Origin of the sequence: Paraglaciecola sp. L1A13 (assembly GCF_009796745.1) — a bacterium.
Classification (GTDB): domain Bacteria; phylum Pseudomonadota; class Gammaproteobacteria; order Enterobacterales; family Alteromonadaceae; genus Paraglaciecola.
In genome coordinates, this window is sequence record NZ_CP047024.1 from 2,381,300 (window position 1) to 2,403,657 (window position 22,358).

Here is a 22,358-nt window from a genome sequence, read left to right on the forward strand (position 1 = left end):
TTTATGCATTAAAATTAAATATATTTAAAAGTGATGAATAGCTTAAATATATTTTGCTCCTTAATGGTGCATAAAATGTTTGTTTTGGACCAAGTCTATCTAACGGATATGGCTTTGAGCTAAAGTTGGGTTTACATATCGCACCTTGATTAAAAATTGATGAAGTTCATTATTAATATTGGATATATTTCAGGAGTAAAGTATGCAAAACAGCAGTGCACTTGTTAGCCCATTTTGGCTTAACCAACATATTGATGATGCTAATTTAGTGGTGTTTATGAGCACCATGAATGTGATTACTACAGGCGAACCAGAGGCCCCTCCATCAGGCTATATACCAGGCGCTCAATTGTTCGATTTTGAGCATCAAGTTTGTGATAAGACAAGCGGGTTACCCCACACCATGCCAAGCCCTGAAGTATTCCAACAAGAGGTACGTAAATTAGGCGTAAATAACGATAGCGTGATAGTGATATATGATAACCAAGGCGTGTTCAGTGCGCCTCGTGTATGGTGGATCTTCAAATGCATGGGGCACAAGCACGTATATGTGCTAAATGGCGGTTACCCAGCGTGGCAAGAAAACGGGTTTACAAGTGATGTATGTCTATCAAAGGCAACCTCACTAGGGGGCTTTACGAGTAATTTTAGAGCTGATTTAATAGTCGATTCAGAGCAGGTTTTAGCGGCACTTAGCACAACAGATAAAAAAGTTATTGATGCTCGCTCTCCTGAGCGATTTTTTGGCAAAGTTGCGGAGCCGCGTGCTCATTTGCGTTCGGGACATATGCCTAGTGCCTGTAATCTGCCATTTAACCAATGTATCGATAATGGACAGTTAATAAATAACTCGGCGTTACGCAGCAAATTCGAAGCATTAACGATAAGCACTAAACAAACACTGATTTTTAGCTGCGGATCGGGTGTTACTGCCTGCGTGTTAGCGCTAGCGGCCCATGAGGCTGGATATGAAAACCTAAGTGTTTATGATGGTTCATGGAGTGAATGGGGAGCTGATGAAAGCTTGCCTGTAGTGACCGATTAAATATTTTGAAATGGAACTGCAATAAAGGCATTACTAATAATGTAAGGGTTAGTATTTCGTTATTCAGTAACGATTCATTCAAAGGAGTCAATACTTTGCTCCTTCAACGACAGTTAAATTGAATTTGATTAGTTTTTAAGGACGTAAAATGACAAAAATATTCGCGGTTATTACTTTAATCAGCATCAGCGCCGCATTAACCTTTAGTACCGCAAGTCTGGCCAAGAGCGACGAGCAAATTCATCAAATTAATGTTAGCGGTCAAGCTAATGTGGCGAGCGTACCGGATTTATTTGAATTTAGTGTTTACGTCGAAGAGCAAGGCGAAAAAGTGCAAAACCTAAATCGTGTTGTGACGGATAAAACTCAAACGATTGTAAGCAGTGTGCTGGCTTTTGGCGTCGACAAAAATGACATACAATCGATGCGCGTTCAGCTTAATCCATGGTATGAAAATATTAACAATCAGCGGGTACAGAACGGATTCAAATTATCCAGAGAAATAAAATTCACCTTACGAGACATTGAACTATACGATCAAGTTATTGATGCTGTATTAAGCACAGGGGTTAGTCGTATTGATGGTTTTAATTATGTGGTTGAAGATGCTCAGCCGCAATACTTAGCTGCACTGGAACTTGCCCTTAAAGATGCAAAATTACGGGCGTCACGAATGGCCTCAACGTTAGGCGCAAAGTTAGGTAAGGTGATTTCAATAAGCGAAAACAGTGGTTATTCGCCAATGCCCCGTGCACACGAGGTAATGATGATGAGTAAATCGAGTGATTCACTACCGGGCCAAATTAACACTGGGGCTCAGGTAAACGTGGTGTTTGAATTAGTCGAGTAACCCTTACAAAATGTGGCCAAAATACGTATTATTTAATGGCTACACAAGTCACAAGGTGACATTTTGGCGGATACTCTTTATCCGCCATAATTTTTCTATCTGAGTCAATCTCCTATATTTATCAGTAAATAATTTATAGTCACTAATCCCTTCTGCTTGCTCATATGGCGCCATTTGTAATAATTCGTCTTGGTTTTATGAATATTATTCAGCGTTAATCGGGTCTTAGCTATGACCTTTTTATTGCAAAGCAAGATGAATAATGGATATCTACATGGACACTCAGCAGTTCTTAAATAGTTTTTTAAAGCAAATAAAACGCAACATAGTGGCGCTTATTAGTTTAACTGTGGCCGTGACAAGTTTGAGTTATTCAACTTGGCGAAATGAAGCAACGGAACATAATCGTAATCTACGTCAGGCGGGATTTGAAATACTGATTAAATTAAACGAATTGCAACTGGTGATATTTCATAATCGTTACGATCATGCCTTACTTGATAGAGGTAATCCACGTATTGGTTGGGCGCATGTATTAACGATAAAAGACCTAACGCAACTGCTTAAGGAACCATTTCCAACTAAAAGTGCGGCTTTGCTGAAAGTATGGAATGAGAATTGGGAGACTATGTCACAGCAGCAACATAGTGTTGATACAATCTTACTGCAAATTGAAGATGTTCGCGCTGAGACACTATCCATGATCAGCGCACTGAAATAACTTTATATTTTAATGATGACGACTCAGTAGTAATAATCCATTTCTACTACGGGCGGGGCGATAACGACTAACCAATAAATAAAAGCTACTGTCGCCAAAGCAATAACGAAAGCTAAAGGTAACTTAGAGGATATAATGCCACTCTTGGCTTGTATGTTCTTGTGACCATGGACCATTGCGCCAATGAGCGGTTTTTTGAGTAGGAACTGATAACTCGCTATTGCTGTTAAGTGTAAGCCAATAATGACTAACAACACATCGAACATTTTGTGATGTAACCACTGCATTGTGCCTTGTAAATCAGTTGAAATGGACGCGTAGTAAGGGCCATTAAATAACACGTCATCGGTGACAAATAATCCGCTAATTGCCTGTGTGCCCACCACAATTAAAATGGCTGGGACTATTAAGGCCCCCAGAGGATTATGGCCGGTATAGGTAGATGGGTGACGGCTGATTAAGGACTGAGAATAATGCCATATAGCAGTTGGTCCCCGCAGAAAATCACTAAATAACGCATGTTTAGGACCACAGAACCCCCATACAATTCTAAAGATAACTAACCCCAACAAACTGTAACCAAAGACTGCGTGGTAATCCATATACCCATCTAACACTTCTACAGTTAGCCATTGTGCGAAAATAAGACTGACTAACGCCCAATGGAAAATACGTAAAGGAAGATCCCATACCAAGGTTCTTTTTTGCATGGCTTTACCCAGTAAATATAAGTGAAAATCATGATGAATATTGTTACTGGCGATGACGCGGAACTCAAGCGAAATTGTTCTTTTTGTTGGTGTTAATTATCCGGTTTATGCCCTTTAACTAAACATAAAATAGGGTCTAAGGCAGACCACATTGAAATGCAATTGGTTAATTGCACCATTAAAATTATATTTTATCAGTTAAAAACACTATTTATTTTATTTTCACATTAGTAATTTGCTGCTAGGTTAGCAAATAAAGTGTCTTATTCCCTATTATCAAGCTTAAAGTGTGCGCCAAATTATTATAACTTTTCTATTGTTAAAGTGGCGTTAGGCAGTAGGGCTCAGCATTTGAGATATGACTTAATGTAAGAGCGCGTAAATCAATAAATAAACGACAGAGAATATCCATGTTGCAGCTTAAATTACAATCTATACGCCAAGCTATTCGCTCAAATACATACTTAGATGAAGCTCAAAGTGTGGAGTATATGCTCAACATAAACCCGTTGAGTGAAGATGCACAAAGTAGAGTGCATGCAACCGCTCTATTATTCGTTCAACAGTGCCGTGCTAACCCTGATAAACAGGGGGTATTTGGTGCATTTTTACAGGAATACAGTCTGTCGAGCCAAGAAGGTGTGGTGTTAATGTGCCTGGCAGAAGCATTGCTCAGAGTCCCTGATAGGGACACTGTCGATTGCTTAATCGCAGAAAAAATTCACATGGGACGATGGGAAAACCACATTGGGAATTCTGCTGAAATTCTAGTTAATGCGGCAAGTGTGGGTTTGTCCCTTGCAAATAAGATATTGTTGAACGAACAGCGTATTGAGACTGAGTCGAAAAATTGGTTTACTAAACTGATCCAGCGTTTAGGCGAACCTGTTGTGCGCGGAGCTACGCTCCAAGCAATGAAGTTTATGGGGCAACAATATGTTTTAGGCCGAGATATAAAAGAAGCGAGCAAGCGCGGTAAAAAACGAGATATTGTCGGTACTCGTTTTTCTTTTGATATGCTGGGCGAGGGGGCCAGAACGTATGAAACAGGCGCAAAATATTACGCGTCTTACTTGTCAGCCATTCGCTCTATTGGCAAAGGTAATAACGAAAAAAATGTTAATGTTGCCGACGGCATCTCAGTCAAATTAAGCGCATTACACCCGCGTTATGAGTACAGTCGTCATCAACTCGTTATGGATGAGCTTTTGCCGGATGTTTTAGCGCTGGCAGTTGAAGCGAAAAAATTCAATATTGGTTTTACCATAGATGCAGAAGAAGCCGCACGTTTAGATATTGAGTTGGATGTTTTCGCGTATCTAGCGTTCGCACCCGAACTTGCCGGTTGGAATGGATTAGGTTTCGTGCTTCAAGCGTACCAAAAACGCGCATTATCAGTGGTTGATTGGTTAGTTGAGCTGGCAAAAACGAGTGATCGAACGTTGATGGTCCGACTGGTTAAAGGTGCCTATTGGGATGCAGAAATTAAACATGCGCAAGAAATGGGATTTGGGGAGTTTACGGTATTTACGCGTAAAGCTCACACTGACTTAAGTTACCAAGTGTGCGCTGGCAAATTACTCGATAACCGAGATGTGATTTATCCGCAGTTTGCCACTCACAATGCTTATACCGTTGCTCTTATAATGGAAATGGCAGGCAATGACACGAACAGCTTCGAATTTCAACGTTTGCACGGTATGGGTGACTTACTTTACGCTCAGGTGAGCGAGGTTATCGGTAAGGCCTTGCCATTACGCGTTTACGCACCTGTGGGTGTACATCGGGATTTACTGCCTTACTTAGTCCGTCGTTTGCTTGAAAACGGTGCTAACGGATCATTTGTAAATCAATTCTTAGATGGCAAAATTCCCTCGGCTAACATAGTACAAAGTGTTGAGTCGACGATTGAAAAAGCAAAAGGTAAACGCAATACGCAGATCCCATTAGCACAAGATATTTTCAATGCTTTTGGTGAAAAACGTAACAATTCTCGCGGGATTGACGTAGATGATCCATTAGCGCTTGACGCTCTTTTACAAAAAGTAAAAAGTTTTGCTCAGACTACGTGGCAAGCTGGACCGATTATAAACGGTGTAATGCTGAACGATAATGCCTATCCACTTTACTCCCCAGCAGATACAACATACTTGGTTGGTCATTGCAGTGATGCCCAGCCACGAGATGTCGAAATAGCGATGTCATCTGCATTTGCTGCACAACCTGATTGGCAAGCATTGCTGGTCGACCAGCGTGCTACCATAGTGGAAGGCGTTGCGGATTTGCTTGAAGCCCAAATGGAAGAACTCACAACACTTATCAGCTTTGAAGCAGGACGAACATTAAATGACGGTATATCCGAAGTACGTGAAGCCGTTGATTTTTGTCGCTACTATGCCTTGCAAATCCGCTATCTAGTTTCAGATAGCCCGCTTCAACCCAAATTGACACAGGGCCAAGGAGTGTTTGTCTGTATCAGCCCGTGGAACTTTCCGTTAGCTATTTTTGTTGGTCAAATTGCGGCTGCATTGGTGGCAGGAAACGCTGTACTAGCTAAGCCCGCCGAACAGTCACCGTTAATTGCCACCGAAGCAATTAAATTAATGCACCAAGCTGGTGTACCGCCTAGCGTATTGCAGTTATTAACTGGCTCTGGTGCGGAACTTGGTCCCCTCCTTATGGCTGATAAGCGAGTGGCAGGTGTCGCTTTTACAGGGTCAACAAACACAGCGCAAAATATACAAAGTGAATTGATAAAACGTGGTTCTGTGTTGCCACCGTTTATAGCGGAAACTGGCGGACAAAACGTTATGTTAGTGGATTCAACGGCTTTACCAGAACAGGTCGTGGATGATGTGATTCAGTCCGCGTTTTTAAGTGCAGGTCAACGCTGTTCGGCGCTACGTGTTTTGTATGTACAACATGATATCGCTGATGGTTTACTAGATATGCTAAAAGGCGCGCTGGATACCCTAAAATTGGGGTGTCCGTGGGAGGTAAGTACCGATATTGGCCCCGTAATAGATAAAAAATCCTTAGCAAATTTGCAAGACTATTGTGTAAAGATGACGAAAGAAGCTAAGTTTGTGGCTCGAGCAAAAGTACCTGAAAGTGGTCTTGAGGGGTATTATATGCAACCCCATATTTTTGAAATCGAGCACATTAATCAGTTGGAACGTGAGGTGTTTGGGCCGGTTTTACACGTTATTCGTTATGATACGAAAGACTTAGAGCAAGTATTGCAAGATATAAATGACACTGGATACGGTTTGACGCTCGGCGTTCATAGCCGTCTAAAGTCATTCGCCGATAAGGTTTACGCCAATACACACGTAGGTAATACCTATATCAACCGCAACATGGTTGGCGCTGTAGTTGGCGTGAACCCTTTTGGCGGTCAAGGTTTATCCGGCACTGGTTTCAAAGCCGGTGGGCCACACTATTTATTACGCTTTACTAAATTATGGCCAACTGAATCGGTAATCGGCGTAGCAAATGACATCAGCAATGTGAATAAAACCAGCCAGATGAGTTTAAGGGTAGCGAAAGCAGGGCAGGGTAATTGGCAGAAAAAAGGGATTACTAAGCGCATTAAATTATTGGAAAGTGCCTTTGCAGCTGGACAAAACTTAGTTGAATTTAATCATTTGTCGGTCGACATTCAAAATCAAGCGTCTCGAATGTTTGCTCAAGCGCAACACAACTTTGCTACTTCAATTCAATTACCGGGCCCGACGGGCGAAACGAATGAACTGTCGCTAAATGGTCGCGGAATATTTCTAGCCGTATTAAAAGAGGGTGATGAAATACAGAATTTACTACAAGCAATGGGGGCTTTATTGTCCGGCAATACTTTGTTATTACTTAATATCTCAACCCAAAAAGCCAGTGACTCAGCGGTATACAACGCATTGCAAAGTTTTGTGCCGGTCGATTGCTTGCAATGTATTGATGACGCCGACGAACTACATGCCATCTTAACTAACGATGCACTTGCTGGCGTTACGGGCAGTAACGCCGATGGGCTCATTAGTGCATTAGGCTCACGTAGCGGTGCTATTATTCCCTTTGTAGGCAATGTTTCAACTGAATATACCTTATTGCGTTACGCCAGTGAAAAAACCAAAACTGATAATATTGTTGCCACCGGTGGGAATGCGATGTTACTAAACTTAAAAGAATAGCTTGTAGCCTCCATTTTGATATTAGCCTAGTTAAGCAGCACTTATCACTGGTTAAATAGTGATATTGCTGCTTAAATTAATCCTTTTGGATAATTTACCTGACACTAATTCTGTCTATGATTAGCATGAGCAAAACAAAAAACGATAAAATCGTGTTACTACAAGGCAACAAAAAATGAAAAAAGGGCAAGACACGCTAGACCGAACCGACTTAAAAATACTCGACATTCTTCAGCGAGAGTGTCGGATATCGAATGTCGAGTTAGCCAATCAAATTCATTTAAGTCCAACGCCCTGCTTGGAGCGGGTGCGTCGCTTAGAGAAAAATGGCTATATTGAGAAATACGTTGCACATTTAAATCCGAAAAAATTAAAAGCTAATTTGACTGCTTACGTACAGCTTTCGTTGGTTAGCACTAGCACTGAAGCGGTAAAAGAGTTCAATCAACAAATCAGCGAAATAGACGAAATCGTTGAATGTGCAATGGTTGCAGGCCAGTTCGATTATTTGATTAAAATACGGACTGAAAATATGGAAGAATATTGCAAGTTTTTAGGTTCGACATTGGCTTCAATTAAAGGTGTTACACAGACTCACACTTATGTCGTAATGGAAGAAGTTAAATCTACTCATTTAATTCAATTATAAATAATGCTGTATTGAGTTGTTTGTATGGCTGAAAGAGTGTGGTAAATGAGGCACAATAGCGCTACAGATCATTTGACGTACAAACCGCATGAATAAAATCGCAATTTTTGGGGCCAATGGCCGAATGGGACGCGTGTTAATCGATGCGTTAGATCAAGCGCAAAACGCAACGTTGTGCGCAGCTTATGTCAGAGCAAGTTCATCGATGATGGGCGTTGACGTAGGTGAATTAGCCGGTATTGGACAAAGAGGGATGGCCGTGATTGACGCGAACAAAGCTGACCTTTCTTGTGTCGATGTTATTATTGACTTCACTCTTCCTGATGCACTTGAAGTAAATTTAGCTTTATGTATTGAGCATAAAAAGCCAGTGGTTATTGGTACTACAGGGTTAAATAAATCGCAAAAAGAAGTACTTCACCGAGCTAGTCAGCATATTCCTATCGTGTTCGCCGCTAACTATAGTGTCGGTGTTAACCTGCTATTAAATTTAGCTCGGCAAACCGCTCGCGTGATGGGTGATACCGCAGATATTGAAATTATTGAAGGTCATCACCGTTTCAAAAAAGATGCCCCGTCAGGCACGGCTGTTGCAATTGGTGAAGCGATTGCCGATGAGTTAGGTCGAGATCTTGCTAGCTGTGCAGTGTATGGCCGAGAAGGAGACACTGGTGAGCGGGATCAAAAAACCATTGGTTTTGCCACGATTAGAGCAGGCGATATCGTGGGTGAACATACGGCACTATTTGCCGACATTGGTGAAAGAATAGAATTGACGCACAAAGCGTCTAGTCGTTTAACGTTCGCCAATGGGGCAGTAAAAGCGGCAATATGGCTTAAAAACAAGCCTATTGGTTTATATGATATGCAGGATGTTTTAGGTTTAGCATAAAATAGCTGAAATAATAATTGTGTAACTAGGGGTTTTAACCCTTAGTGCAGTAAATATGCATGAAAGGGTTATTTTAGCGAATTTTCTATTTGGGAATAGACCTTAAACAGGCTTTCATGTATATTATTGCGAATTTGCCAAATTTTAGTGGGTTTTTCACAAATCCACGGAATTAATAGCTGCAAATACGGTAGAGCGGGATGTAATTTAATTAATTACAGCCCGTTTTTTACAGGTTTTTGCACATTGCCCGTGTAAACACCTTAGGTTAACTATATTCGGAGGTTGACTTGGCTAATTCCGCCCTTTTAGTGCTAGAAGATGGGTCTGTTTTCAACGGCACGGCTATCGGAGCGACTGGTATGTCTGTTGGAGAAGTAGTGTTTAACACTTCAATGACAGGTTATCAGGAAATTCTTACTGATCCCTCATACGCAGAACAAATCGTAACTTTAACTTATCCCCATATTGGTAACACCGGTACCAATAGCGAAGATTGTGAATCCACGAAGATATGGGCCAAAGGCCTTATAATCAGAGATTTACCCCTACTTGCAAGTAGTTTTCGTAGTGAGCAATCCCTTAGTGAATACCTACGTTCAAATAATATTTTAGGCATTGCTGATATTGACACTAGACGTTTAACACGTATTTTACGTGATAAAGGTGCGCAAAGCGGCTGTATTATCGCGATTGACTCAAGCTCAGAATTTTCCTTAGATCACGCGTTAGCGCTCGAGAAAGCCAAGGCATTCTCTGGTTTAAAAGGCTTGGATTTGGCAAAAGAAGTCACCACCGACAGCGCCTACAGCTGGACCGATGGCTCATGGACTTTGGGTCAAGGTTTTAAAGAAAATCAAACTGACTTACCTTTTCATGTTGTTGCCTACGATTTTGGTGCTAAACATAATATTTTACGGATGTTGGTAGACCGAGGTTGTCGTTTGACCGTCGTACCGGCGAAAACCAGTGCCCAAGACGTATTGGCCTTGGAACCCGATGGGGTATTTCTATCAAACGGCCCAGGCGACCCAGAACCATGTGTTTATGCGATTGAAGCGATAAAAACCTTACTTGATAAGAATCTACCTATTTTTGGCATTTGTCTTGGTCATCAATTGCTTGCGTTGGCCAGTGGCGCTAAGACAGTCAAAATGAAATTTGGCCATCATGGTGCTAATCATCCTGTGAAAGATATACTCGGTAATCGCGTAATGATAACCAGTCAGAATCATGGTTTTGCCGTTGACGAGCAATCGATGCCTGATAATCTAGATATCACTCATGTATCGCTATTTGACCAATCATTACAAGGGATCCACCGAAATGATAAGCCCGCGTTTAGCTTCCAGGGACACCCTGAAGCAAGCCCAGGTCCTCATGATGCAGCCCCGTTATTTGATCATTTTATTGAGTTAATGCAAGTAACACGCTAATACGACCCTTAAGCCCCAAATTAGAGTAATAAGCACAATGCCAAAACGTACCGACATAAAAAGTATCTTAATTATTGGTGCTGGACCGATTGTTATCGGCCAGGCCTGTGAATTCGACTATTCTGGTGCGCAGGCGTGTAAAGCACTGCGCGAAGAAGGTTACCGAGTTATTTTGGTTAACTCGAACCCAGCGACTATAATGACCGATCCTGAAATGGCTGATGCAACCTACATCGAGCCCATCCACTGGGAAGTGGTTAGAAAAATCATTGAGAAAGAACGTCCTGATGCCATATTGCCAACCATGGGTGGACAAACTGCTCTGAATTGCGCGTTGGATTTAAACAAGTTCGGTGTTTTAGAAGAGTTCGGCGTAGAAATGATTGGCGCTACTGCTGACGCCATTGATAAGGCAGAAGATCGTGAGCGATTTGATAAGGCGATGAAATCTATCGGCTTAGAATGTCCCCGTGCTGAAATTGCCCACAGCCTCGAAGAAGCATTCGATGTATCCACTCGTATTGGTTTCCCATGTATTATTCGTCCATCGTTCACCATGGGTGGAAGTGGCGGTGGTATCGCATATAACGTTGACGAATTCGAAGAGATTTGTCGCCGAGGCCTAGACCTGTCACCGACTTCTGAATTGCTGATAGACGAATCATTAATCGGTTGGAAAGAATACGAAATGGAAGTGGTCCGTGATAAAGCAGATAACTGCATTATCGTGTGTACTATTGAAAATATTGATGCAATGGGTGTGCACACAGGTGATTCTATTACGGTTGCGCCTGCGCAAACCTTAACAGATAAAGAGTTTCAAATAATGCGTAATGCTGCTATGGCAGTTTTGCGTGAGATCGGTGTTGAAACGGGTGGTTCTAACGTTCAATTCGGTGTCGATCCTGATTCAGGTCGTTTGGTTATCATTGAGATGAACCCGCGTGTTTCTCGCTCATCTGCATTAGCATCAAAAGCCACAGGCTTTCCTATTGCAAAAGTAGCAGCGAAGCTCGCGATAGGTTATACCTTAGATGAGTTGGCTAATGATATTACTGGTGGGTTAACGCCAGCATCCTTTGAGCCTGCTATCGATTACGTAGTAACAAAAATTCCACGTTTTAACTTCGAAAAATTTGCCGGTGCGAATGACCGTTTGACCACACAGATGAAATCAGTGGGTGAGGTCATGTCCATTGGCCGTAATCAACAAGAGTCATTGCAAAAAGCCCTTCGTGGTTTAGAAGTAGGTGTTAATGGACTTGACTCTATCATCGACTATACCGACCCTGAAAATAAAGCAACGATTCTACGGGAGCTACGCGAACCAGGAGCTGAGCGGATTTGGTATGTGGCGGATGCCATGCGTATGGGTATGAACATCGATGAAATCTTTACCCTTACCAATATCGATCGTTGGTACTTGGTACAAATTGAAGATCTCGTAAAAGAAGAGCAAAACATTGCCGAAATCGGTTTATCAGCTATTGACGCAGAATTAATGACCCGTTTAAAACGTAAAGGATTTTCAGACGCCCGCATTGCCGATTTGACTGGTGTTGATCAAGGCGATGTGCGTGAACTTCGTCGAGGCTTTGATATTCATCCTGTTTACAAGCGTGTCGATACTTGCGCGGCTGAGTTTGCCTCTAGCACGGCATACATGTATTCAACTTACGATGAAGAATGTGAAGCAAATCCGACTGATAAAGAAAAGATCATGGTCATAGGCGGTGGTCCTAATAGGATTGGCCAAGGTATAGAGTTCGATTACTGTTGTGTACATGCGGCGCTTGCAATGCGTGAAGACGGGTATGAAACCATTATGGTTAACTGTAACCCTGAAACAGTTTCTACTGACTATGACACATCTGATCGTTTGTATTTTGAGTCTGTGACCTTAGAAGATGTTTTAGAAATCGTGCGTATCGAGAAGCCTGTTGGCGTTATTGTTCAGTATGGTGGCCAAACCCCTCTTAAACTTGCTCGTGATTTAGAAGCCGCTGGTGTGCCGATTATTGGGACCTCACCTGATGCCATTGACAAAGCAGAAGATCGCGAACGTTTTCAGAAGATGGTTAATAAGTTAAATCTTAAGCAACCTGCTAACGCGACTGTCAGTAATCTTGAAGAAGCCTTGATCGCGGCCGAAAAAATCGGCTTTCCTTTGGTTGTGCGCCCATCGTATGTATTGGGTGGTCGTGCGATGGAAATCGTGTACGACCTGAAAGACTTAAAACGCTATTTAAATAATGCCGTAAAAGTGTCAAATGACTCACCCGTGTTGCTCGATCGCTTCTTAGATGACGCGATTGAAGTTGACGTAGATGCCATTTGTGACGGTAAAGAAGTTATGATAGCGGGCATTATGGAACATATTGAGCAAGCAGGTGTTCACTCTGGTGACTCTGCATGTTCATTGCCGCCATATTCACTTAGCAGTGAAATACAAGATGTAATGCGTGAACAAGTTAAAGCTATGGCGTTAGAGTTAGGTGTTGTTGGTTTGATGAATACGCAATTTGCGGTAAAAGACGGCGAAGTGTATTTAATCGAAGTCAACCCGCGTGCCGCACGTACTGTGCCATTTGTGTCTAAGGCGACCGGTTTACCTGTAGCCAAAATCGGTGCTCGTGCGATGGCCGGTCAATCACTAGCTTCTCAAGGTTATAGTAAAGAAGTTATTCCACCATTTTACAGCGTTAAAGAAGTGGTGTTGCCCTTTGCCAAATTCCAAGGTGTTGACCCGTTGCTTGGCCCTGAAATGCGCTCAACAGGTGAAGTGATGGGCGTAGGTGATACTTTTGTAGAAGCTTACGCGAAAGCCAATCTTGGTGCTGGCGAGCCTATACCTGCGGGTGGTAAAGCACTGTTATCAGTACGTCTAAATGATAAAAATCGTATTATCGAATTAGGTCGCGCTATGGTTGCCAAAGGGTTTACCTTAGAAGCAACTCGTGGAACGGCTGAGGTACTTAACAACGCGAGCGTCCCTTGTTCAATCGTTAATAAGTTGTCTGAAGGGCGACCAAATATCGTAGATGCGATTAAAAATGGTGAATATTGTTATATTATAAATACCACCGAAGGTCGTCAGGCTATTAATGATTCGGTGTATATTCGCCGAGAAGCGTTGTTAAACAAAATCCCTTACACTACAACGATGAACGCGGCTTTCGCTACCGTTAATGCTAATAAAGCAGACGACAGAGCAAGAGTAAATTCGTTACAAGAACTACATAAACAATTAGTCTAATTGTTTAAAAAGTTTGTGCTGGGTGTTGAAATATAGCGCCCAGCACTCACCTTATAATTATGTAAAACAACAAATACATTAAGCGAGCTATTGATCAATGACTCAATATCCAATGACGGCGAAAGGCGCAGAAATGTTGCGTACAGAACTGCAGCATTTAAAGTCGGTAAAACGCCCAGAAATTATCAAATCTATCGCAGAAGCGCGTGAACACGGTGATTTAAAAGAAAATGCAGAATATCACGCAGCCCGCGAGCAGCAGAGTTTTTGTGAAGGGCGTATTCAGAACATCGAAGGCAAACTGTCGAATGTGCAGATTATCGATGTAACGAAGATGACCAATAACGGTAAAGTAATTTTTGGTACCACAGTGACCGTACTAGATTTGGTCAATGATGTTGAAATTACTTATAAAATTGTCGGCGATGACGAGTCAGATATTAAAAATAATTTAATCTCTATCAACTCACCTATTGCCCGAGGTTTAATTGGTAAGAATTTAGATGATGTTGTCACAATTCAAACGCCTAAAGGTGCAGTTGAATTTGAAATTGTCGATGTGAAATATATCTAGTTAATCTTTTATATATTAACAAGCGCGCTGCCTAGCGCGCTTTTTTGTGTCCGAAATTTGTCTTTATAGCTGATTAGATAATCTTAATATTATGGTACGCAGGCGTTACTATTTACATGAAAAATTCTCATGTGGCGGTAATTTACGCCACCGCTAATGCATTCTCGGTTTGGTTAAGTGTTGGATAACCTGTTGATTTAACGCTGCTAAGTTGTGTGAGCTACGACTTGTGTAAAGCCCCTTATCTATCACCAGATCTCGGTCTACAAGCTTGGCACCTGCATAGCGCAGTCTATTGAGCACCGTAGGGAAGGAAGCCACCAGTCGGTTTTTAAGTACGTCTGCTTCTAGCAACATCCATGTACCTTGATTGATGGCTACTACAGGTTTAATCTCAGCGTCCTTAAAGAATCCTTTAACGAAATCGATGGCGTCTTTATCTTGCAACAATGCATCGGGGTTAAATAAACCACCGGGTAGAATGAGTGCGTCATATTCCTCAGCGGAAACATTCGAAACTATTTTATCGACATCAACTTCTATACCCCATTTACTGCCATTCCAGCCTATGATGGTGCCTGGCTCCAAAGAGACAATATGAACGTTTACTCCAGCACTGATAAGCGCATCGCGGGTTTCAATGAGCTCACATTGTTCGAATCCATCCTTGGCTAATATGGCGGCAGTTTTATTACTTGATAACGTGTTTAACATGCTTTGCTCCTGCTTTTGCATTCGTGCTTTTTGGGACGTAAATATGAATAAAGACAACAAATGCATCTAAATTAGAATATGCAATTATTAAACCAGTATTTTTTTGCTGTCCTGGTTAATAGCGCAAATACGTTAGCTATTGATTTAACTATATAATGTTAGTTTGTTACCTAAGTTAGACCGGATTTATGTCAGTTAGTTTTCAAATAATATAGGAAATATGTGTAAATTTGGTCGCAGGAATTAGGCAATATTGTCACGAATATTTACAGCAAAATTGCCTTAAGGTAGTTAAAGTTACCTAAAGCCGAATTTTTAATACTTTTAATTGGTTAATAACTTTCCCAGTACTGTTTTTCCAACAATGTTGATATTCAAACTTACGCTGTGGGTTTATCCCCAAGCTCAGTTAGCCTGCTAATAGCTATTAAATAGTGTCTGTATAAAGGGATTAAGTTAATCTGGGCTGGATAAAAGAAAATGCCTAAATCTGAGCCTAATGATGTGCTAATTATATTACGCCGATAGAATAGAGTAACCGTAGATATACGTCGGTACTTGAGATGCGGCGTCTGCTCATATGCATTTTCTCAAAAACATGACATTTACACTTAGGATAACGACGCACATGCGCAGTACTGTTTTATACATGATCACCGTGCTTATTTGGGGCTCAACTTGGTTAGCAATTGAATTTCAATTAGGTGATATCCCAGCACAAGTCTCATTAGTTTACCGCTTCGCAATTGCAGCCATTTTAATGTGGGCATACTGTATATTCAAACGCCTAGATATGCGGTTTGTTTGGAGTGATCATTGTTTTTTCTTAATATTAGCGGTATGTAATTTTGGAGGAAATTATCTGATCCTCTATTGGGCTCAAAATTACCTTACATCTGCGATGGCATCTATCGCTTTTTCAACTTTGTTGTTGATGAACATTATTAATACGCGAATATTTTTCGGTCGGGTAATTGCAAAACGTATCTATGTTGGAGCTGGATTGGGTGTAATTGGTTTAGGCGCGTTGTTTTGGCCTGATATCAAAAGCCTCGATTTTGCCAGCGATGCCATGCTCGGATTAGGCTTAGCGTTAGGGGGAACATTTATGGCTTCGTTGGGCAACATGGCCAGTGTACGTAATTCAGCTTGTAAGATAGGTGTAATGCAGGGCAACGCCTGGGGAATGTTATACGGTGCCTTAGCGCTAATTTGCGTCGTGCTCTTTACTGGTGTCGAATTTAAATTCTCAATGAAACCGAGCTATGTATTGTCGTTAATTTATCTTGCTCTGTTTGGCACTGTTATCGCTTTTGCATGTTATTTCGTATTGCTACGGGATATAGGCCCAGAAAAGGCCAGTTATTCGATAGTGTTATTCCCGTTTGTGGCCGTTGCGCTCAGTACCTTATATGAAGGATTTGAATGGCATATTAATACCGTACTGGGGTTTGTATTAGTTATCATCGGTAATGCCATCGTGCTGACGCCCATGGCTCAAATTCGACATTGGTTTCTGCATCGAAAGCAGCGAAAAGACGTATCGTGAGCTAAATAGTGGTTAACTAACTATTTAGCCCTATGTAGACGGATGGCGATAATCAATCCCAGTACAGTGACAAGCCAAGCGGTCAAATTACCGAAATATCGATAAGGTGTTATACCACTTACCCGTTGTATTTTATCAGTGAGTACCGCCGTTTCGAATTGGGGTAAACGACTTTGAATGGCACCGCTGGCGTCGATAAACGCTGTGATACCGTTATTAGTAGCGCGCAGTACAGGAAGCCCGAACTCCTTAGCCCTGACCTGAGCGATTTCAAGATGTTGAGCTGGGCCATGAGAATGACCAAACCAAGCATCGTTACTCACGGTGATAATAAAATCTGTTTTCGCGTATAGATTTTCGCGTATTTGATTAGGAAAAACAATTTCAAAGCACAAAGCGGGAGCGAAATAAAAGCCATTTGACACCAGGTTTGCCTGTTGATAATCCCCTCTGGTAAAAGATGACATAGGCAAGTCAAAAATTGGCGCCAAACCACGCAACCAATCCTCTAATGGAATATATTCCCCTACGGGTAACAGATGGTGTTTGTCGAAACGATTTGATTGGGGATATTGGTAGTGTCCTTTGGTGTCAGTATGCTCTTTCAAACCCACGCCTATAATGCTGTTGTAAGCTTGACGAGTTTCAAAATTATAATTAACAATGCCCGTCAGTAGCCCCGTTTTGTGCTGTGCGGCTTCTTCGTCAAGTTGTGTAAGATAATCTACCGCTATGGGTTCAAGTTGCGGAATAGCTGCCTCAGGCCAGATAATGACTTGATTATCCCAATGGGCTTCCGTCAATTCGAGATACTTCTTCATTGTCGGCCAATCCTGCTCAGGTGCCCAGCGGATCTCTTGGGCGATATTGCCTTGCACCATAGCGATTTTAACCGGTTCACCGGTTGGCACAACCCACTTATAGGTATTGAGTACCCAGCCGCTTAAATAGAGTGACGCACAGAGTAGCATTGGTGCTATATAACGTTTGTGCATCAACCAAATCGCAGATGCAGCACAGAGCGCCATCAGCAGTGCGCTAACGCCAAATTCACCTATCACTGGCAACCAGCCAGACAAAGGGCTATTCATTTGACTGTAACCGATTGATAACCAAGGAAAGCCTGTTAATACTATGCCTCTAGCCCATTCGCATAGTAGCCATACGAATGGCAGTGTAAGGCCCCAAACATTAGGCGAAAAGTAACGCCTAGCTAACTTGCTAAAGATCATGGGGTATAGTGATAAATAACTGCACAGTAAAAGCATTAAGCCAAGCGATCCCACAAGAGGCAACCCGCCAAAATCTGCGATGCTTACATGTACCCAGCTAATTCCAGCACCAAACCAACCTAAACCAAAACTAAAACCTACTTTAGCAGCTTGATCAACTCGCGCTTTATACAGGAGACACAAATACCCAGTGAGGGCGATGGGCATAACCGCCCAATAAGAAAAAGGAGCATAGCTTAAGGTTAAGCTTGCTCCAGTAAGAAGTGATAAAAAGTACAGCATGCGGGTTATGGCACCTATTCTTCAGAGTGGGGAAGGGTTACCTTTAATTGGATCAGGCGACGAGAATCTGAGTTGGATACGGTAAAAATGAATCCATTAATACTGACTTTCTCATCACGCATCGGCATATGACCAAATGCCTTAAGAACGATGCCGCCTATGGTATCGGCTTCTTCCTCATCAAATGACGTTTTAAAAAAGTCATTAAAATCTTCAAGTTCAGTAAGCGCTTTGACCGAATACGTATGCTTATTCAGCGCACGAATATTATCGCTAATAATTTCTTCGGCGTCATGTTCATCTTCGATTTCTCCGACAATAAGTTCAAGAATATCTTCGATGGTAACAAGACCTGATACACCGCCATATTCATCGACGACAATAGCCATATGGAAACGCTTTTGTTGAAACTCTTTTAACAGTACATCTACGCGTTTACTTTCTGGAACAATAACCGCTGGGCGCAACACATTCTTAAGCTCTAACTCTTTACCGGGTATAAAGGCATATTTCAGTAAATCTTTGGCGAGTACAATACCTTCGATATGATCTTTGTCTTCACTTATTACGGGAAATCGCGAGTGCGCAGAATCAAGCATAATAGGTAAGAATTTATCGACCGTTTCGGTGATGTCGATGGTGGTCATTTGAGCGCGAGGTATCATAATTTCTCTGACACGCATTTCGCTCACTTCCATGACGCCTTCGATCATCTCTCGCGTTTCTTGATTAATGACTTCTCGTTGTTCTGCATCAATGATGACAGAGAAGAGTTCGTCTTTGTTTTTCGGTTCTCCCGTGAATGATTGGACTATTTTATCCAACCAACCTTTGTTGGAAGAACCGTTTGTAGATGGGGGGTTATCTTCGCTCATGATCTCGTTAAATTATGGTTTGAATGACTATCATCATTGATCTTGGTAAGGGTCGTCAATCGAAAACTGTTTAAGAATTTCGACTTCTAGGTCTTCCATCTCTTGTGCTTCATCATCCTTTATGTGGTCAAAGCCCAACAAATGCAAGGTTCCGTGCACTACCATATGGGCCCAATGATGATGTAACGCTTTGTTTTGGTCATTGGCTTCTTGTGACACTACACTAGCACAAATAATAAGATCGCCAAGTAAGTTCATACTAATACCAGCAGGTGCCTCAAAAGGGAACGACAATACATTGGTTGGTTTGTCTTTGCCCCGATAGGCCAAATTGAGCGCTTGGCTCTCTAGTACGTCAACAATGCGCACTGTCACTTCATTTTCAGGTATATTCTGCTGGGTGAACACGGCCTCTAGCCATGACTGTACGTCATCGGCTAGAGGTAAATTCGGCGCATCAGATGCAATTTGTAAATCGAGTAGCGCGTTCACTATTGAGGACTTTGCTGACTAGAGTGCTCAGCCTTCTTTTCCAGACGAATACGTTCTTGCTGTGCTTCGTAATCTTCGTAAGCCATTACGATCCTTGCTACTACAGGATGCCTTACAACATCATTGGCATTAAAAAAGTTAAATGAAATATCATTCACTTCTTTCAATACTTCAATGGCATGGCGTAAACCTGAGCGCGTTCCCCGAGGTAGATCTACTTGGGTGATATCGCCGGTAATGACTGCTCTGGAGTTAAAGCCAATACGGGTTAGAAACATTTTCATCTGCTCAACTGTCGTATTTTGGCTTTCATCAAGGATGATAAAGGCATCGTTTAAGGTACGACCGCGCATGTAGGCAAGAGGTGCTACTTCTATGACATTACGTTCAATAAGTTTTTCGACTTTTTCAAAGCCGAGCATCTCAAACAATGCGTCGTAAAGCGGACGTAGATAAGGGTCGACTTTTTGCGACAAATCACCAGGCAAAAAACCTAGCTTTTCACCAGCTTCAACGGCGGGGCGGGTTAGTAGAATACGGCGAACCTCTTGACGTTCTAATGCGTCAACTGCCGCGGCTACTGCTAGATAGGTTTTACCTGTACCCGCTGGACCGACGCCAAAACTAATATCATGGGTTAATATATCGGAAACATATTTTGACTGATTTGGATTACGCGGTTTGATTACCCCGCGTTTGGTTTTAATGTGCACTTCTTTACTGTAATGACCGGCTTGCGCACGTTCTAGGCACTTAGCTTCTTGAATTGCTAAGTGTACATGTTCAGATTCCAAATCAGGAATTTCACCGCGTATCGGTTGGGTTTCAATATAAAGCAGTTTTAATAGCTGAGCAGCACCGCTGGATTGAAGTGGTTCGCCCGTGACTTTAAATTCGTTATTGCGATAGGTTATTTCTACCCCAAGTCGACGTTCTATTTGCTTAATATTGTCATCTAATGGACCACATAAACTAGCTAAACGCTTATGATCAGATGGCTCTAACGCTATTTCATTACTGATAAGTTTGCTCAATCGTTCTCTCTCGGTTGTTAATATTTGATCAATGTGCCGGTACAAACTGGGCAACGCCTAAGGCATCGGTTTTATTCGTTTGCTTAGCTAAAATAGCTTGCGGCGCAACATTGATGCGTAAATTCATATCCGCTTCTTTACGCAGCACGTGTCCACGCAAAGAGTTGGCAAAGACATCGGTGATTTTAACATCGACAAACCCACCAATCATGTCTGGCGTGCCTTCAAAGTTAACGACACGGTTGTTTTCGGTACGTCCAGAAAGCTCCATCGGATTTTTCTTAGACGGTCCTTCAACGAGGATACGTTGTTCGCTGTCTACCATATTTCTCGCAATGCGCAGTGCTTGCTGGGTAATACGGTTTTGCAATAACTGTAAACGTTCCTTTTTTGTTTCTTCGGTTACATCATCGGGTAAATCAGCTGCAGGGGTACCCGGACGTGCGCTATAAATAAAACTAAAACTTAAGTCAAAGTCCATAGCTTGAATTAAATCCATTGTCGCTTCGAAATCAGCGTCAGTTTCGCCAGGGAAACCGATAATGAAATCAGAAGACATACTTAAATTTGGACGTATTTTTTTCAACTTACGGATTTTTGACTTGTACTCTATTGCGGTATGGCCACGTTTCATTAAATTCAAGACACGGTCAGCACCTGATTGAACGGGCAGATGCAGATGGTCAACTAATTCTGGAATAGCGGCATAGGCGTCGATAATGTCGTCAGTGAATTCAACTGGGTGCGATGTAGTGTAACGGATTCGATCAATACCATCGATTGACGCAACCATCTCAAGTAGTTCAGCGAACGTACAAACGGCGCCGTCATGATGAGGACCGCGAAACGCATTGACGTTTTGTCCAAGTAAATTGACTTCCCGAACACCTTGTTCAGCTAGTTGTGCCACTTCTAACAACACATCGTCTACCGGACGGCTGACTTCTTCGCCACGGGTATAGGGTACAACGCAAAATGTACAATACTTAGAGCAACCTTCCATAATGGAAACAAACGCGGTGGGGCCGTCTGCTTTTGGTTCAGGTAAACGATCAAATTTCTCAATTTCAGGAAAACTGATATCAATGACCGATGAACTACCACCTTTAATCTGATTAATCATCTCGGGTAGACGATGCAGCGTTTGTGGACCAAACACTAAATCGACAAATGGCGCACGTTGGCGAATAACTTGTCCTTCTTGGGAAGCAACACAGCCGCCCACGCCAATGATTAATTCTGGTTTGTCTTTTTTAAGATTTTTCCATCGGCCTAGTTGATGAAAAACTTTCTCTTGGGCTTTTTCACGAATGGAGCAGGTGTTTAACAAAATCACATCGGCTTCTTCCGCAGTGTCTGCAACTTGGTATCCATGGGTAGAATCCAGTAAGTCAGCCATTTTCTGCGAGTCATACTCGTTCATCTGACAGCCCCAAGTTTTTATAAAAAGTTTTTTAGTCATAACGCCGTGTACTTACCTTTGATGTGAAATCTCTGCTAAAAAAAACAATGCAATCTTGTAATGCCCAATTTAGAAAATGCATTTTAAGCGTGGTCCAAATTAATTGAGCAAAATCGAACCGCGTATTTTACGGGTAATTGTGTCACTAGGCTAGTTTTATCAGGCAATAATGACACAAAAATCCGTCAAATTAGGTGGGGTGTTAAGGATTTACTATCTAAACAGTTGCATCATCGCAATCGAGTCGTTGGGTGGATTAAATCGTAAGTTGAATAGTTATGCAATTCGCTAACACAGTCTTCCGTACTAAGGAATATTCACTTTTGACGTTAGGTTTAAAATAATGGTAGCTGGCTACTTATTTTATGGGTCTACCCAAGCGTTATCAGCCTTGCTATTCT

Annotated in this window: 17 protein-coding genes; 10 read left to right on the forward strand and 7 right to left on the reverse strand. The window is 42.0% G+C overall.

Features of this window, described 5'->3' with window-relative positions; all coding sequences use genetic code 11:
* Positions 1-202 precede the first annotated feature (202 nt).
* The 3 genes from GQR89_RS09805 (at position 203) to GQR89_RS09815 (ending at position 2,616) form a co-directional block, all read left to right on the forward strand.
* The gene (locus tag GQR89_RS09805) at positions 203-1,045 is read left to right on the forward strand and encodes a sulfurtransferase (protein ID WP_158769876.1); all 843 of its coding nucleotides are present in this window, start codon (positions 203-205) and stop codon (positions 1,043-1,045) included.
* Between the two features lie 148 nt (positions 1,046-1,193).
* Entirely contained in the window at positions 1,194-1,895 is a 702-nt protein-coding gene (locus GQR89_RS09810) for an SIMPL domain-containing protein (protein WP_158769877.1), read from the forward strand.
* A gap of 274 nt (positions 1,896-2,169) precedes the next feature.
* A complete protein-coding gene (locus tag GQR89_RS09815; RefSeq protein ID WP_233269137.1) occupies positions 2,170-2,616 on the forward strand; it encodes a hypothetical protein in 447 nt (148 codons plus the stop codon).
* 23 nt (positions 2,617-2,639) lie between these two features.
* Here GQR89_RS09815 and GQR89_RS09820 read toward each other — a convergent pair whose 3' ends face one another.
* On the reverse strand, positions 2,640-3,326 hold the full coding sequence (locus GQR89_RS09820) for a cytochrome b/b6 domain-containing protein (RefSeq protein ID WP_158769878.1): 687 nt from the start codon (positions 3,324-3,326) through the stop codon (positions 2,640-2,642).
* A 410-nt stretch (positions 3,327-3,736) separates the two neighbouring features.
* Between GQR89_RS09820 and putA the strand changes: the two genes are divergently transcribed.
* The 6 genes from putA (at position 3,737) to greA (ending at position 14,317) form a co-directional block, all read left to right on the forward strand.
* On the forward strand, positions 3,737-7,510 hold the full coding sequence (gene putA, locus GQR89_RS09825; protein ID WP_158769879.1) for a bifunctional proline dehydrogenase/L-glutamate gamma-semialdehyde dehydrogenase PutA: 3,774 nt from the start codon (positions 3,737-3,739) through the stop codon (positions 7,508-7,510).
* A gap of 175 nt (positions 7,511-7,685) precedes the next feature.
* Positions 7,686-8,159, forward strand: a complete 474-nt coding sequence (locus tag GQR89_RS09830) for an Lrp/AsnC ligand binding domain-containing protein (RefSeq protein ID WP_158769880.1) — start codon at positions 7,686-7,688, stop codon at positions 8,157-8,159.
* An 88-nt stretch (positions 8,160-8,247) separates the two neighbouring features.
* On the forward strand, positions 8,248-9,051 hold the full coding sequence (gene dapB / locus GQR89_RS09835) for a 4-hydroxy-tetrahydrodipicolinate reductase (RefSeq protein WP_158769881.1): 804 nt from the start codon (positions 8,248-8,250) through the stop codon (positions 9,049-9,051).
* A gap of 290 nt (positions 9,052-9,341) precedes the next feature.
* On the forward strand, positions 9,342-10,487 hold the full coding sequence (carA, locus tag GQR89_RS09840) for a glutamine-hydrolyzing carbamoyl-phosphate synthase small subunit (protein ID WP_158769882.1): 1,146 nt from the start codon (positions 9,342-9,344) through the stop codon (positions 10,485-10,487).
* Positions 10,488-10,524: 37 nt separating this feature from the next.
* Entirely contained in the window at positions 10,525-13,743 is a 3,219-nt protein-coding gene (carB, locus tag GQR89_RS09845) for a carbamoyl-phosphate synthase large subunit (RefSeq protein WP_158769883.1), read from the forward strand.
* Between the two features lie 97 nt (positions 13,744-13,840).
* Positions 13,841-14,317 carry a transcription elongation factor GreA gene (gene greA, locus GQR89_RS09850; protein ID WP_158769884.1) on the forward strand — a complete coding sequence of 159 codons (477 nt, stop codon included), beginning with the start codon at positions 13,841-13,843 and terminating at the stop codon, positions 14,315-14,317.
* A 153-nt stretch (positions 14,318-14,470) separates the two neighbouring features.
* Here greA and GQR89_RS09855 read toward each other — a convergent pair whose 3' ends face one another.
* The gene (locus GQR89_RS09855; protein ID WP_158769885.1) at positions 14,471-15,031 is read right to left on the reverse strand and encodes a type 1 glutamine amidotransferase domain-containing protein; all 561 of its coding nucleotides are present in this window, start codon (positions 15,029-15,031) and stop codon (positions 14,471-14,473) included.
* Positions 15,032-15,659: 628 nt separating this feature from the next.
* Between GQR89_RS09855 and GQR89_RS09860 the strand changes: the two genes are divergently transcribed.
* A complete protein-coding gene (locus GQR89_RS09860; protein ID WP_158769886.1) occupies positions 15,660-16,580 on the forward strand; it encodes a DMT family transporter in 921 nt (306 codons plus the stop codon).
* A gap of 20 nt (positions 16,581-16,600) precedes the next feature.
* Here GQR89_RS09860 and lnt read toward each other — a convergent pair whose 3' ends face one another.
* From lnt to miaB, 5 genes are read right to left on the reverse strand one after another with little or no spacing between them, the layout of a single operon-like run.
* Positions 16,601-18,094, reverse strand: a complete 1,494-nt coding sequence (lnt, locus tag GQR89_RS09865) for an apolipoprotein N-acyltransferase (RefSeq protein WP_158769887.1) — start codon at positions 18,092-18,094, stop codon at positions 16,601-16,603.
* Between the two features lie 14 nt (positions 18,095-18,108).
* Positions 18,109-18,969, reverse strand: a complete 861-nt coding sequence (corC, locus tag GQR89_RS09870; RefSeq protein WP_158769888.1) for a CNNM family magnesium/cobalt transport protein CorC — start codon at positions 18,967-18,969, stop codon at positions 18,109-18,111.
* Between the two features lie 33 nt (positions 18,970-19,002).
* Positions 19,003-19,461, reverse strand: a complete 459-nt coding sequence (gene ybeY / locus GQR89_RS09875) for an rRNA maturation RNase YbeY (protein ID WP_233269138.1) — start codon at positions 19,459-19,461, stop codon at positions 19,003-19,005.
* Complete coding sequence (locus GQR89_RS09880) at positions 19,461-20,495, reverse strand: PhoH family protein (protein ID WP_158769889.1); 1,035 nt, start codon at positions 20,493-20,495, stop codon at positions 19,461-19,463. The genes ybeY and GQR89_RS09880 overlap by 1 nt, the downstream gene beginning before the upstream one ends.
* Before the next feature lie 28 nt (positions 20,496-20,523).
* Positions 20,524-21,957, reverse strand: coding sequence for a tRNA (N6-isopentenyl adenosine(37)-C2)-methylthiotransferase MiaB (miaB, locus tag GQR89_RS09885; protein ID WP_158769890.1), 1,434 nt, complete (start codon positions 21,955-21,957; stop codon positions 20,524-20,526).
* Positions 21,958-22,358: the final 401 nt, after the last annotated feature.

Bases quoted from the DNA above. Each gene is read 5' to 3' on its own strand.
- GQR89_RS09815 (WP_233269137.1), top strand. From the start codon at position 2,170: ATGGACACTCAGCAGTTCTTAAATAGTTTTTTAAAGCAAATAAAACGC.
- carB (WP_158769883.1), top strand. From the start codon at position 10,525: ATGCCAAAACGTACCGACATAAAAAGTATCTTAATTATTGGTGCTGGA.
- putA (WP_158769879.1), top strand. From the start codon at position 3,737: ATGTTGCAGCTTAAATTACAATCTATACGCCAAGCTATTCGCTCAAAT.
- lnt (WP_158769887.1), bottom strand. From the start codon at position 18,094: ATGCTGTACTTTTTATCACTTCTTACTGGAGCAAGCTTAACCTTAAGC.
- GQR89_RS09830 (WP_158769880.1), top strand. From the start codon at position 7,686: ATGAAAAAAGGGCAAGACACGCTAGACCGAACCGACTTAAAAATACTC.
- GQR89_RS09820 (WP_158769878.1), bottom strand. From the start codon at position 3,326: ATGCAAAAAAGAACCTTGGTATGGGATCTTCCTTTACGTATTTTCCAT.
- GQR89_RS09810 (WP_158769877.1), top strand. From the start codon at position 1,194: ATGACAAAAATATTCGCGGTTATTACTTTAATCAGCATCAGCGCCGCA.
- dapB (WP_158769881.1), top strand. From the start codon at position 8,248: ATGAATAAAATCGCAATTTTTGGGGCCAATGGCCGAATGGGACGCGTG.
- GQR89_RS09805 (WP_158769876.1), top strand. From the start codon at position 203: ATGCAAAACAGCAGTGCACTTGTTAGCCCATTTTGGCTTAACCAACAT.
- miaB (WP_158769890.1), bottom strand. From the start codon at position 21,957: ATGACTAAAAAACTTTTTATAAAAACTTGGGGCTGTCAGATGAACGAG.
- GQR89_RS09860 (WP_158769886.1), top strand. From the start codon at position 15,660: ATGCGCAGTACTGTTTTATACATGATCACCGTGCTTATTTGGGGCTCA.
- corC (WP_158769888.1), bottom strand. From the start codon at position 18,969: ATGAGCGAAGATAACCCCCCATCTACAAACGGTTCTTCCAACAAAGGT.
- greA (WP_158769884.1), top strand. From the start codon at position 13,841: ATGACTCAATATCCAATGACGGCGAAAGGCGCAGAAATGTTGCGTACA.
- GQR89_RS09855 (WP_158769885.1), bottom strand. From the start codon at position 15,031: ATGTTAAACACGTTATCAAGTAATAAAACTGCCGCCATATTAGCCAAG.